This window comes from Corynebacterium axilliensis (genome assembly GCF_046097495.1).
In the GTDB taxonomy this organism is placed as follows: Bacteria; Actinomycetota; Actinomycetes; order Mycobacteriales; family Mycobacteriaceae; genus Corynebacterium.
Map to the genome: position 1 here is coordinate 354378 of NZ_CP175768.1, position 13296 is coordinate 367673.

The window sequence follows — 13296 nt, forward strand, 5'->3', positions numbered from 1 at the left end:
CTTGTCAGATGCGCGTTTTTGGTACCGGTGTTCTGGGGACTCGGTACTGCCGTGTTCCGAGTATTTGGGTTAAGGGTCAAAATGTGTGTCTGGCTCGGCGTGTCGCGGGGGTTAGATTTGGCCTTTTTGAATGCCGATTGAGTGGGTGTAGTCGGTGTCGATAGCGTTGTCGTAGAGGGCTGGGCGTCCTGTTTCGTGGTCGGCTTGGTTCTCGGTTTGGGTCAGGGTGGATACTTTGGCGAGTTGGCCCTGGCCCCAGTCGGACTGCCTGGCGATTCGTACTGGATCGTCAGGCAGTTCCGTTTTTAAGTAGAGCCACCAATCCAGCATGCGGCGTTGTCGTTCGCCTGATCTGCCGCGGTGGGTTCTGGCGAGCAGTTTGAGCTGGGCGTTGATGCCGCCTTCTAAGCTGTTGGTGGTGGATTTGATCCGCTCGGGCGCAAGGACTCCTGCTGGCGGGTTGAGGTAGACAAACAGCATCTCGGACCGCCAAAGATGGTTGAGGCTGTTGTAGGCCTTGCGCACGTTGTGGTGGGTCCACACGCGGGTCCATGCACCTGTTTTGGGGTCTTTGATCATGGTTTTCTCGTTCATCCATTCCCGGTAGATCGTTGAAAACTCGTGCAGTTGCACACCCCACGCGGCGGCTTCATCCAGTGTGGTGATCCGGGTCAGTTTCAGCGCAAGTCGGTAGATGGTGCGCCCGGCATCGGTGCGTGGGTTGGTGGTGGTGTAGCGGCGGACCACGCGTTGGGCGTGGACGAGGCAGCGTTGAATTTTCGTAGTCGGCCAGCACTTTTTGATTGCGCTGTATGCGCCTTGGCCGCCGTCGATGACGGCGATGAGTGGGGCTTCGATGCGTTCAAGCAGCAGTTGGTAGTCGCGGGTGGTTTCGTGTTTGCACCAGTGCCAGGCGATCACGTGGTCGATGGTCGCCGCGACGATCAGGCAGCCACCGGCGGTGTAGGTGCCATCGAGAAATACCTGGTCGTAGATCCGCTTGTGGTGGCCGGCGGTGGGGTCAGGCACATCAACGAGCCAGCACCACTTGAAGCGCCGCTTCATGGTGGCGCGGCTAACACCGTTTCGTTTGGCTAGGTCGTCGAGTGATATTGCGGTGGTGCAATGCTCGATGAACTGGGTGAACACTGCCGCGTTGGTGATGTCGTTTCGACGTTTGACGCTGGAGGCGCCGCATTGTTTGCAGCGCCATCTGGTGGTGCCTTTGCTGGTGGTGCCGTTGCGTTTCATTTCACCGCCGCAGTGGCAGCGTGGTTGGTTCTTCGACATTGCGACACCACACCACGCCGCGCATAGCACATCACGGCTGCCACACCGAGGATTTCCCGTCGGGGGCTAGATGTGATGTCCAGGGACGTTGTTCTGGCCCCCGCCCGTAATGACACCGTGCCGATTCAAGAAGTATCTGTCCAGACCGCTTGCCCTTGCCATTGAAGGCATGTTAGAGTTTGGGGCATGTCGAGTCCCGAATCAGACAGGTCAGGGGTTGTCGGTCACACCGCCAGCCCCTTGAACCACTAGTTACGACGCCCACGATCTGTGTGGGCGTATGTCTGGCGTACCCGGGGCGCTGGCCGTGGTGACAAGAAGAACCATTTCTTGATCTCACACCTCGGAGTACTCGATGCCTTTTGCCCTTTACATGCTTGCCCTGGCGGTCTTCGTCATGGGCACTTCAGAATTCATGCTCGCGGGATTGCTCCCCGCGATCGCGACCGAACTTGACGTCTCGGTCGGCACTGCGGGCCTGCTGACCTCCGCATTCGCAGTCGGTACGGTCGTCGGCGCGCCAGTGATGGCGGCATTCGCTCGCCGTTGGCCACCGCGGCTCACATTGATCGTTTGCCTTCTCGTGTTCGCGGGAAGCCACGTCATCGGAGCGATGACACCAGTGTTCTCTCTCCTGCTCATCACCCGGGTGCTCAGCGCTCTCGCAAACGCAGGATTCCTCGCCGTAGCACTGAGCACGGCCACTACCCTCGTGCCAGCGAACCAGAAGGGGCGTGCACTGTCGATCCTGCTCTCCGGCACGACGATCGCAACCGTCGTGGGCGTCCCCGCCGGGGCACTGCTCGGCACAGCGCTGGGCTGGCGAACGACGTTCTGGGCGATCGCCATCCTCTGTATTCCCGCGGCCGTTGGAGTCATTCGTGGCGTCACGAACAATGTTGGTCGGAGCGAGACTAGCGCGACCTCACCAAGGCTCCGTGTCGAGCTCAGCCAGTTGGCGACGCCGCGGCTCATCCTGGCCATGGCACTCGGAGCGCTGATCAACGGAGGGACCTTTGCGGCATTCACCTTCCTGGCACCCATCGTGACCGAGACCGCGGGCTTGGCCGAAGCGTGGGTGTCCGTCGCGCTGGTGATGTTCGGCATCGGATCGTTCCTTGGCGTCACGATCGCAGGACGACTATCAGATCAACGACCTGGCCTCGTGCTCGCAGTCGGCGGACCGCTATTGCTGACAGGCTGGATCGTGTTGGCAGTGGTCGCATCTCATCCCGTTGCGCTTATCGTCCTCGTCCTCGTTCAGGGATTCCTGTCGTTCGGCGTCGGCAGTACTCTGATCACGCGTGTGCTGTATGCAGCATCGGGTGCGCCAACGATGGGCGGTTCGTACGCAACCGCAGCATTGAATATCGGAGCTGCAGCGGGGCCCGTGCTTGGTGCGCTCGGGCTCGCGACCGGGCTGGGGCTGCTCGCGCCGGTTTGGGTCGCTTCGGTGCTGACAGCGATCGCTCTCGTCATCATGCTTCTCACCAGACGCGCGCTTACGAAGACCGCGGCGGAGGCCAATTGATGACCCATCCGAACGCTCTTCTCACTCCTCGTGCCCGTCTCCGGTTAGCTCGGCTGATTGTCGAAGACGGCTATCCGGCCACGATCGCCGCAAAGATGGGGTCGTTTGCGGGAGAGGGCGAAATCCTACGCTAAGGCTTTGGCCAACGATATTCTCCGGTAAGATTGATGTGTTCCCAGGGGATAGGAGAAGTCGCTTGATATCTAGTATGACGTCTGTCGCACCTGCTTGATCGCGGCCGCGATAGCTAGATCGCGTTGCTCCTCTTCTCCATCCGCGTTCCAAGCTGCGGAAAGGCACCCATAAGCGTACGCCTGGTCGAGCAGGCGACGCGGATCGACGTCCAGCGCACGAGAGAATGCGTCCGCCATCTGTGCAATGCGTCTAGGATCGAGACAAAGGTCGTCTCTGTCAGCCGGATCGTAGAACATATTGGCGGCGCCAAAGCCCACTTCACCGACCAGACCGACGGGATCTATCACCAGCCAGCCGCGACTGGAGAACATGATGTTTTCATGATGCAGATCGCCATGTAGCCCACGCAGTTCCGAGGCATTGCTCATCATTTGATCGGCTATAATCGCCGCGTGGACGTAGTCAGTTTGACAACCTGCGTTTTGATCATCGCGCGCCCGCTGAAACAAAGCTGCAAAGCGATCCCGGATCGGGAGAAGGGCAGAAGGCAGGGGTTCCTCAGATGCGGCATACAGCTTCGCCATTAGTTCCGCTGCAATTTCGGTCGCCTGGTAGTCGCCGTGCTCGGCAACGATGTGAGAGAGCATTCGCTCCCCGGCATATTCGAGCAACATCAGATTGTTCTCACGACCGAGCAACCGGACTGCTCCCCTCCCATTGCGCCATACCAGATAGTCGGCCCCGCGCAGTTCATCAGCAATGTCTTCTATAGGTTTCAATCCCTTGACGATTGCAGGAGTCCCGTCTGGCAATGAAACTTTCCAAACGAGGCTGGAAAAGGTGTCCGCAATGAGAACAGGTTGCGAAACGTGCCAATGAGCAGGAAAAACAGGCGGCATGAACATCAACCCCAAGTCAGAGGGTCCAATCGCAGATAGAAGGCAAGGCGTTCGCGGTCGGGGGCTTCGATCCCCAATACATTGAATAGGACAGCGAAGGCGCGCTCTGCTTCATCTGGCGCTGCCCAGTTCTCTTCGGCGTTAGCAATCATGAGTGCCAAATCGGCATAGCGATCTGCTGTTCCGAGCCGCCCAAGGTCGATCAGACCCGTGCATTGAAGAGTTTTAGGGTCCACCATGAAGTTCGGCATGCAGGGATCACCATGGCAAACAACCATATCGGTGCGCTCTTGGTCGAGCCGCACCGGTAGCTCTCGTTCGACACGAGCCAAAAGATCGAGCTGCGGCGTACTCTTGTCCTCGTCCGGTAAGAAGTCGGGATTGACGGCATTGCGGGACACCACATCAACGGCGCGTCCGAACATTCGCGACAGCCTGCGCTCAAACGGACATTGATCAACCGATAGGCTGTGAACAGCGCCAAGTTGCTGCCCCATTGACGGCCACGCTTTGAGCAAATCCGCTCCAGACAGATCAGCCGCCGGTACTCCCGGAATTGCCGTTATCACCAAGCATGCACCCTCCTGTTCCTCCTGCCAGTTGATCACCTCGGGGCAAGCCACACCTCGACCTTTGAGCCAAATGAGGCGGTCACGCTCTCCAGCGAGCTCACCGCGGCGGGAAGCAGGTGCGATTTTCGCGAAGGCATGCCCGTCACCACGTCGAAAAACAAAATCACCAGATTCTCCGCCTCTGACAGGCAACCAGTCAGAATGCGATTCACCAAAAAAATATTAGTTCGATTCAATGGAGGTTCCTTCAGTTTTCTGATGAAGCGCGGAGGTGGCTCAACCTGCGAAAAGAAACGAGTTGCTACGTAAGTCCGAGAACATGCTTTCCATGGTCTCTGAGCTCGCCTTTGGGACCGACATATCGGTAGAGAGTGACGCGCTCGATGCCGAGTTCCTTGCAGAGATCGGAAACTGAAGTATCGCGCTGGGCCATGGCGGCTTGCGCGAGACGCACCTGAGCTTTGGTGAGCGCGAATTTTCGTCCGCCCTTGCGACCGCGCGCTCTCGCGGAGGCGAGACCCGCCATGGTGCGCTCTCGGATCAGATCCCGCTCGAACTCGGCCAAGGTGGCGAAGATTCCGAACACCATGCGACCGGACGCAGTCGTGGTGTCGATCTGAGCGGGCACTGTTGCAAAGTTAGCGATGAGGCAGCCTTTTGTCTTATTCAAAGGCCTTACATTTCAAAAACTCTGCTTACCAGGCGCATTTCGCCCAGGGGATCACCATAATAAAATGCTGAGGCCTGGCCTTTGCGTAGTGCACGCATCACCTCAATACCTTTGATGGTGGCGTAAGCCGTCTTCATGGATTTAAATCCCAGCGTGGCGCCGATTATCCGTTTCAGTTTGCCATGATCGCATTCAATCACGTTGTTCCGGTACTTAATCTGTCGGTGTTCAACGTCAGACGGGCACCGGCCTTCGCGTTTGAGCAGAGCAAGCGCGCGACCATAGGCGGGCGCTTTATCCGTGTTGATGAATCGCGGGATCTGCCACTTCTTCACGTTGTTGAGGATTTTACCCAGAAACCGGTATGCAGCTTTGCTGTTACGACGGGAGGAGAGATAAAAATCGACAGTGCGGCCCCGGCTGTCGACGGCCCGGTACAGATACGCCCAGCGGCCATTGACCTTCACGTAGGTTTCATCCATGTGCCACGGGCAAAGATCGGAAGGGTTACGCCAGTACCAGCGCAGCCGTTTTTCCATTTCAGGCGCATAACGCTGAACCCAGCGGTAAATCGTGGAGTGATCGACATTCACTCCGCGTTCAGCCAGCATCTCCTGCAGCTCACGGTAACTGATGCCGTATTTGCAGTACCAGCGTACGGCCCACAGAATGATGTCACGCTGAAAATGCCGGCCTTTGAATGGGTTCATGTGCAGCTCCATCAGCAAAAGGGGATGATAAGTTTATCACCACCGACTATTTGCAACAGTGCCCCGTCCGGATACTGCCAGATATCGGCGTCCAGGGAGATGTCCTGAAGCGCGGTGTCCGGAATTTCAGGTTTGTGTCTCTACAAAGACTAACTATCAGAAAAACTCATCGAGCATCAAATGAAACTGCAATTTATTCATATCAGGATTATCAATACCATATTTTTGAAAAAGCCGTTTCTGTAATGAAGGAGAAAACTCACCGAGGCAGTTCCATAGGATGGCAAGATCCTGGTATCGGTCTGCGATTCCGACTCGTCCAACATCAATACAACCTATTAATTTCCCCTCGTCAAAAATAAGGTTATCAAGTGAGAAATCACCATGAGTGACGACTGAATCCGGTGAGAATGGCAAAAGCTTATGCATTTCTTTCCAGACTTGTTCAACAGGCCAGCCATTACGCTCGTCATCAAAATCACTAGCATCAACCAAACCGTTATTCATTCGTGATTGCGCCTGAGCGAGACGAAATACGCGATCGCTGTTAAAAGGACAATTACAAACAGGAATCGAATGCAACCGGCGCAGGAACACTGCCAGCGCATCAACAATATTTTCACCTGAATCAGGATATTCTTCTAATACCTGGAATGCTGTTTTCCCGGGGATCGCAGTGGTGAGTAACCATGCATCATCAGGAGTACGGATAAAATGCTTGATGGTCGGAAGAGGCATAAATGCCGTCAGCCAGTTTAGTCTGACCATCTCATCTGTAACATCATTGGCAACGCTACCTTTGCCATGTTTCAGAAACAACTCTGGCGCATTGGGCTTCCCATACAATCGATAGATTGTCGCACCTGATTGCCCGACATTATCGCGAGCCCATCTATACCCATATAAATCAGCATCCAGGTTGGAATTTAATCGCGGCCTCGAGCAAGACGTTTCCCGTTGAGTATGGCTCATAACACCCCTTGTATTACTGTTTATGTAAGCAGACAGTTTTATTGTTCATGATGATATATTTTTATCTTGTGCAATATAACATGGGTTGGCACTGTTGCAAATAGTCGGTGGTGATAAACTTATCATCCCCTTTTGCTGATGGAGCTGCACATGAACCCATTCAAAGGCCGGCATTTTCAGCGTGACATCATTCTGTGGGCCGTACGCTGGTACTGCAAATACGGCATCAGTTACCGTGAGCTGCAGGAGATGCTGGCTGAACGCGGAGTGAATGTCGATCACTCCACGATTTACCGCTGGGTTCAGCGTTATGCGCCTGAAATGGAAAAACGGCTGCGCTGGTACTGGCGTAACCCTTCCGATCTTTGCCCGTGGCACATGGATGAAACCTACGTGAAGGTCAATGGCCGCTGGGCGTATCTGTACCGGGCCGTCGACAGCCGGGGCCGCACTGTCGATTTTTATCTCTCCTCCCGTCGTAACAGCAAAGCTGCATACCGGTTTCTGGGTAAAATCCTCAACAACGTGAAGAAGTGGCAGATCCCGCGATTCATCAACACGGATAAAGCGCCCGCCTATGGTCGCGCGCTTGCTCTGCTCAAACGCGAAGGCCGGTGCCCGTCTGACGTTGAACACCGACAGATTAAGTACCGGAACAACGTGATTGAATGCGATCATGGCAAACTGAAACGGATAATCGGCGCCACGCTGGGATTTAAATCCATGAAGACGGCTTACGCCACCATCAAAGGTATTGAGGTGATGCGTGCACTACGCAAAGGCCAGGCCTCAGCATTTTATTATGGTGATCCCCTGGGCGAAATGCGCCTGGTAAGCAGAGTTTTTGAAATGTAAGGCCTTTGAATAAGACAAAAGGCTGCCTCATCGCTAACTTTGCAACAGTGCCTCTGAGCGCCCTTTCCAGTCAGAACCCGCAGGCCGATCTTGCGGTCTGACAGCTCCTTCACCGTGTTGACCAGATGGGCAAGCGATCGTCCGAGGCGATCGAGCTTCCAGACCACCAGCACATCGCCGTCACGCAATGACTTGAGGCAGGCAGTCAAGCCAGGGCGATCATCACGACCGCCGGAAGCAAGATCATCATAGATATTGTCCCGTTCGACACCTGCGGCGCGCAAGGCGTCGTGCTGCAGGTCGAGAGACTGCGAGCCATCGGCTTTGGAGACGCGGGCATATCCGATCAGCATGTATCACAAACGTTGGTTTGAGGCGGCGCTTCGGCCACGATTGCATTGACCTCTGGAAATGTATCTCAACCAGCTTCATAAACAAAGCGTCTTGAACGCTATCAGATTTTGAAAAAGGAACATGTATGCCGCGTCGCGTCACTCTAACCGATCGGCAGAAAGACGCGCTGTTGCGCTTGCCGACTTCACAGACGGATTTGCTCAAGCACTATACGCTGAGTGATGAAGACTTTGGGCATATCAGGCTGCGTCGGCGCGCTCACAACAGGTTCGGCTTCGCCCTGCAATTGTGTGTCCTGCGCTATCCCGGCCGGGTGCTGGCTCCAGGCGAACTGATCCCTGCAGAGGTCATCGAATTTATCGGAGCGCAGCTTGGCCTGGGTGCCGACGATCTCGTAGACTATGCTGCCCGCGAGGAAACACGGCACGAGCATCTTGCCGAGTTACGGGGGCTCTACGGCTTCCGCACCTTCTCCGGACGTGGTGCGAGCGAGCTGAAGGAATGGTTGTTCCGAGAAGCCGAGATGGCGGTGTCGAACGAGGATATCGCCCGTCGCTTCGTAGCCGAGTGCCGACGCACCCGCACTGTCCTTCCCGCGACATCCACGATCGAGCGGCTTTGTGCCGCGGCTCTCGTCGATGCCGAGCGACGCATCGAGACGAGGATCGCCAGTCGGCTGCCTATGTCGATCCGAGAACAGTTGCTGGCATTGCTCGAGGAGACGGCTGATGATCGGGTGACCCGTTTTGTGTGGCTGCGCCAGTTCGAGCCTGGCTCGAACTCTTCGTCGGCCAACCGGCTGCTCGACCGGCTCGAATATCTGCAACGCGTCGATCTCCCCGAGGATCTGCTTGCCGGCGTTCCTGCCCATCGGGTGACTCGTCTGCGCAGGCAGGGTGAACGGTATTATGCCGACGGCATGCGCGATCTCCCGGAGGACAGGCGGCTTGCGATCTTGGCTGTTTGCGTCTCGGAATGGCAGGCGATGTTGGCCGACGCAGTGGTCGAAACCCACGACCGGATCGTCGGCCGTCTCTACCGTGCTTCGGAGCGTATTTGCCATGCAAAGGTCGCAGACGAAGCGGGGGTGGTGCGTGACACCCTGAAATCCTTCGCCGAGATCGGGGGCGCCCTGGTCGATGCACAGGATGATGGCCAGCCGCTGGGCGATGTCATCGCGAGTGGGTCAGGGTGGGACGGCTTAAAACCCTTGTTGCAATGGCAACCAGGCTGACCGCCACCATGGCCGACGATCCGCTCAATCATGTGCTCGACGGTTATCACCGCTTCCGCCGATACGCTCCACGCATGTTGCGCCTGCTCGATCTGCGAGCTGCGCCCGTTGCACTGCCGCTTCTGGAAGCGGTGACGGCCCTTCGTACCGGTTTGAACGATGCCGCGATGACCAGCTTCTTGCGGCCCAGCTCGAAATGGCATCGCCACCTTCGGGCCCAGAGGGCTGGCGACGCTCGCCTATGGGAGATCGCGGTGCTGTTCCATCTGCGCGATGCGTTCCGCTCCGGAGATGTCTGGCTTACTAGGTCCCGGCGCTATGGCGATCTGAAACACGCACTCGTTCCGGCACAAGCCATCGCGGAAGGCGGTCGTCTCGCTGTGCCATTGCGGCCGGAGGAATGGCTGGCAGACCGGCAAGCTCGCCTCGACATGCGGTTGCGCGAGCTTGGCCGTGCCGCTCGCGCAGGCACGATCCCGGGCGGGTCGATTGAAAACGGCGTTCTGCATATCGAGAAACTCGAAGCCGCCGCGCCGACAGGCGCCGAAGATCTGGTGCTCGATCTCTACAAGCAGATCCCGCCCACGCGCATCACCGATCTCCTGCTGGAGGTGGATGCGGCGACCGGCTTCACCGAAGCGTTCACCCATCTGCGCACAGGAGCACCCTGCGCTGACCGGATCGGGCTAATGAACGTTATCTTGGCGGAAGGGATCAACCTCGGCTTGCGCAAAATGGCGGATGCGACAAACACCCACACCTTCTGGGAATTGATCCGCATTGGACGGTGGCATGTCGAGGGCGAAGCCTATGACCGGGCGCTGGCCATGGTGGTCGAGGCACAGGCAGCGTTACCCATGGCCCGGTTCTGGGGCATGGGCACGTCGGCTTCGAGCGACGGACAGTTCTTCGTCGCTACAGAGCAAGGTGAGGCCATGAACCTGGTCAACGCGAAATATGGCAATACCCCGGGCCTGAAAGCCTATAGCCACGTCTCCGACCAATATGCGCCGTTCGCAACCCAGGTGATTCCTGCAACGGCAAGCGAAGCGCCTTACATCCTCGATGGCCTGCTGATGAACGATGCTGGACGCCATATCCGCGAGCAGTTCACCGACACGGGCGGCTTCACCGATCACGTCTTTGCCGCATGTGCCATTCTCGGCTACCGGTTCGCTCCGCGCATCCGCGACCTGCCATCCAAACGGCTCTACGCGTTCAATCCGTCGGCCGCCCCGGCGCACCTGCGAGCGTTGATCGGCGGAAAGGTCAACCAAGCCATGATCGAGCGCAATTGGCCCGACATCCTGCGCATCGCCGCCACCATTGCTGCCGGGACCGTCGCGCCAAGCCAGATTCTGCGGAAACTCGCCTCCTATCCGCGGCAGAACGAGCTCGCGACAGCCCTGCGGGAAGTCGGTCGCGTCGAGCGCACCCTGTTCATGATCGACTGGATTCTGGATGCCGAACTCCAACGGCGTGCCCAGATCGGGCTCAACAAAGGCGAAGCTCATCATGCGCTGAAGCGGGCAATCAGCTTCCACCGCCGCGGTGAAATCCGCGACCGTTCCGCCGAAGGCCAGCATTACCGCATCGCCGGCATGAATCTGCTCGCCGCCATCATCATCTTCTGGAACACCATGAAGCTCGGCGAGGTCGTTGCAAACCAGAAACGCGATGGAAAGCTGCTATCGCCCGATCTCTTGGCCCATGTTTCGCCGCTCGGATGGGAACACATCAATCTCACCGGAGAATATCGCTGGCCAAAGCCTTAGCGTAGGATTCCGCCCCCTCCCGCAAACGACCCCAAGATGTTCATGGTCTCCCCGATCACTGCCCGGAAATGGGCAGGCCGCTACCGGGAAGAGGGTGAGTTTGGGATGCAGGATCGCTCCAGCAAGCCGCACCGGATCCCAGGCAGGACGCCCGAGCATGTCAAGAAGAAGATCATCAACCTGCGCTGGCGGCTTCGACTGGGGCCAGCCCAGATCGCTGCGCGACTTGGTCTCTCGACGTCGACTGTTCACGCGGTCCTCGTCCGTTGCCGCGTGAACCGCCTCTCGCATATCGATCGTGTCACTGGCGAGCCATTGCGGCGATATGAGCATCCTCATCCGGGATCGTTGATTCATGTCGATGTCACGAAGTTCGGCAACATCCCCGACGGCGGTGGACATCGTTACGTAGGTCGGCAGCAAGGCGCACGGAACAAGCTCGCGACTCCGGGATTACCACGAGGAAAAGATCACAAGCCGCGCACCGGGACGGCGTTCGTTCACACAGTCATCGACGACCACTCCCGCGTCGCATACGCAGAAATCTGGTCGGATGAGCAGGCGAGCACAGCGGTGGGAGTTCTCGAACGCGCCGTGGCCTGGTTCGCCGAACGAGGCGTGACCGTCGAGCGAGTCCTATCCGACAACGGGTCGGCATACAGAATCCCACGCATGGAGGGACTTCTGCGCTCGGCTCGGCATCCGACACAAGCGGACACGCCCCTACCGGCCGCAGACGAACGGGAAGATCGAGCGATTCCACCGCACGCTCGGGGACGGCTGGGCCTATGCCAGGTTTTACGGTTCAGAGGCCGAACGACGCCTGGCGCTGCCCGGCTGGCTCCACTTCTACAACCACCACCGACACCACTCTGCGATTGGCGGCGTACCCTTCGACCGACTCAACAACGTCCCTGGACATCACAGCTAGATATATGCTTCCGGAGCATATACTTTCCGGAAACCTACAGGTCAATCCGTGAAAATCCGCGATTCCGGACACACTTTTTGACCCTTAACCCGAGTATTTGGTACCGAGCCGAGGGGTGCGTCGGCCCGGACGGGCTACAATTTCAGGGTGGAATCACAGCTAGTCGCCTACATCGATGAGTCCTCCGCCCTTAGACCCCCAGACCGGCAGGAGTACATGGTGTGTGCAGCCATCATCGACACTCAAGACTTGGAAAAAATACGCGAGGAGCTGCGTCCACTACGACTTCCTGGCCAGGTCAAACTTCACTGGACCGACGAACGTCATAGCCGACGCCGAAAAATCGTGGACACCCTTTCTGAGATCGACTCCATGCAAGCGATCATCACCCACCAGAGTGAAGTGAGCAAGAAGACGGAGAGGCACCGCAGGAAATGCTTGGAGCAGATGTACTTCGAGCTCTCCGAGATGCACGTCCACAACGTCACTTTGGAAAGCCGGCAAGAAGCACAAAACAGGCGAGACGTCGCCCATATAGTTGCCCTGCAGGGCCAGGGACAAAGTGCTGGCATCCGACTGCGACACGTACGCGGTGGCGATGATCCCCTGCTCTGGATTCCAGATGCCGTTCTGGGAGCACTGAACTCCGTCCACCTAGGGGAAGAGCAGTACTGGGAGAAGCTGCACGAGAAAGTGGTCCTCAACCGTCCCACCCCGGATTCCCTCTAGAGGCAGGCGAAGACCCCGGGTCCAGTCGTCCGGCTGGGGTCCCAGGGTCTTCTTCCGATCCTGTCGTAACAGGTGGCAATAACACTAGGGTAGCACCATTTGGCACCATTTGGCACCGATAGGCCCCGTCCGTTTCCTTAGCTGAATCGGCGGCCTCATCCTGGTTTCCTGACCAAATCCACATCGACCAAGCCGAACTCAGCGGGCTAAATATCACTCTGCTCAATACCCCTAGACGTTGACACCGACATGCCCCGCCGAGATACAGCAGGTCATAGGACAAAGACCTCTTACTCCGGCCATCACTGAATCGATCATCAAACCACCCCAGCGGGAGCTGACGGAAAATCTCTGAAGTCAACCCTCATCAGAGATGACATTCTTTGCCCGGGATACTTCCCGTCGTGAACACCCCAATGCGTGTGTGATCTGCGCCTAGCTAGCACCATCAAGGCACATCGCAATGATCTGCTTGAAGTTGGCCACAAGGACCAGCTCCTTCCAAGTAGAAGTTGACGCAACACCAGCGGATTGTGGTGTCGCCAACATCAACTATGAAAGAAAAACCCAATGCAGTACCGGATACACGGAACACCGGTACCAACTACGCGGACTCGCGGTACCAACTACCCCAAATCG

The 13296-nt window shown here is 57.4% G+C and carries 9 protein-coding genes and 5 pseudogenes; 7 read left to right on the forward strand and 7 right to left on the reverse strand.

The window, feature by feature from the left end; genetic code table 11:
• Positions 1-111: 111 nt before the first annotated feature.
• Positions 112-1290: an IS256-like element IS1249 family transposase gene (locus tag ACKFR8_RS01740; protein ID WP_005323424.1), complete on the reverse strand. Its 1179-nt coding sequence runs from the start codon at positions 1288-1290 to the stop codon at positions 112-114.
• 280 nt (positions 1291-1570) lie between these two features.
• Here ACKFR8_RS01740 and ACKFR8_RS01745 point away from each other — a divergent pair, with 280 nt between their 5' ends.
• The 3 genes and pseudogenes from ACKFR8_RS01745 to ACKFR8_RS01755 all read left to right on the forward strand — a co-directional run.
• Positions 1571-1624, forward strand: coding sequence for a chloramphenicol resistance leader peptide (locus tag ACKFR8_RS01745; protein WP_011113070.1), 54 nt, complete (start codon positions 1571-1573; stop codon positions 1622-1624).
• 21 nt (positions 1625-1645) lie between these two features.
• Positions 1646-2821, forward strand: a complete 1176-nt coding sequence (gene cmx / locus ACKFR8_RS01750; RefSeq protein WP_042529219.1) for a chloramphenicol efflux MFS transporter Cmx — start codon at positions 1646-1648, stop codon at positions 2819-2821.
• Positions 2821-2919: pseudogene (locus ACKFR8_RS01755) on the forward strand (IS481 family transposase); the annotation flags it as partial. The gene cmx and the pseudogene ACKFR8_RS01755, both read left to right, overlap by 1 nt.
• A gap of 105 nt (positions 2920-3024) precedes the next feature.
• Here ACKFR8_RS01755 and ACKFR8_RS01760 read toward each other — a convergent pair.
• The 5 genes and pseudogenes from ACKFR8_RS01760 to ACKFR8_RS01780 form a co-directional block, all read right to left on the reverse strand.
• Positions 3025-3861: an aminoglycoside O-phosphotransferase APH(6)-Id gene (locus ACKFR8_RS01760; protein WP_000480968.1), complete on the reverse strand. Its 837-nt coding sequence runs from the start codon at positions 3859-3861 to the stop codon at positions 3025-3027.
• Positions 3861-4663, reverse strand: a pseudogene (aph(3'')-Ib, locus tag ACKFR8_RS01765) (aminoglycoside O-phosphotransferase APH(3'')-Ib). Before aph(3'')-Ib ends, ACKFR8_RS01760 begins: the two are co-directional and overlap by 1 nt.
• A gap of 65 nt (positions 4664-4728) precedes the next feature.
• Positions 4729-5097: a recombinase family protein gene (locus ACKFR8_RS01770; RefSeq protein ID WP_012360778.1), complete on the reverse strand. Its 369-nt coding sequence runs from the start codon at positions 5095-5097 to the stop codon at positions 4729-4731.
• Positions 5098-5102: 5 nt separating this feature from the next.
• On the reverse strand, positions 5103-5807 hold the full coding sequence (locus ACKFR8_RS01775; RefSeq protein ID WP_001067855.1) for an IS6-like element IS26 family transposase: 705 nt from the start codon (positions 5805-5807) through the stop codon (positions 5103-5105).
• 156 nt (positions 5808-5963) lie between these two features.
• Positions 5964-6779 (reverse strand): aminoglycoside O-phosphotransferase APH(3')-Ia, encoded by an 816-nt coding sequence (locus ACKFR8_RS01780; protein ID WP_408930431.1) that lies wholly within the window; start codon positions 6777-6779, stop codon positions 5964-5966.
• 150 nt (positions 6780-6929) lie between these two features.
• Here ACKFR8_RS01780 and ACKFR8_RS01785 point away from each other — a divergent pair, with 150 nt between their 5' ends.
• Entirely contained in the window at positions 6930-7634 is a 705-nt protein-coding gene (locus ACKFR8_RS01785; RefSeq protein ID WP_001067855.1) for an IS6-like element IS26 family transposase, read from the forward strand.
• A gap of 17 nt (positions 7635-7651) precedes the next feature.
• Here ACKFR8_RS01785 and ACKFR8_RS01790 read toward each other — a convergent pair.
• Positions 7652-7987, reverse strand: a pseudogene (locus ACKFR8_RS01790) (recombinase family protein); the annotation flags it as partial.
• 125 nt (positions 7988-8112) lie between these two features.
• Here ACKFR8_RS01790 and ACKFR8_RS01795 point away from each other — a divergent pair.
• From ACKFR8_RS01795 to ACKFR8_RS01805, 3 genes and pseudogenes are all read left to right on the forward strand, one after another.
• Positions 8113-10997: pseudogene (locus ACKFR8_RS01795) on the forward strand (Tn3 family transposase).
• Between the two features lie 39 nt (positions 10998-11036).
• Positions 11037-11928, forward strand: a pseudogene (locus ACKFR8_RS01800) (IS481-like element IS5564 family transposase); the annotation flags it as partial.
• Between the two features lie 147 nt (positions 11929-12075).
• Positions 12076-12657 carry a hypothetical protein gene (locus ACKFR8_RS01805; protein WP_408930432.1) on the forward strand — a complete coding sequence of 194 codons (582 nt, stop codon included), beginning with the start codon at positions 12076-12078 and terminating at the stop codon, positions 12655-12657.
• Positions 12658-13296: the final 639 nt, after the last annotated feature.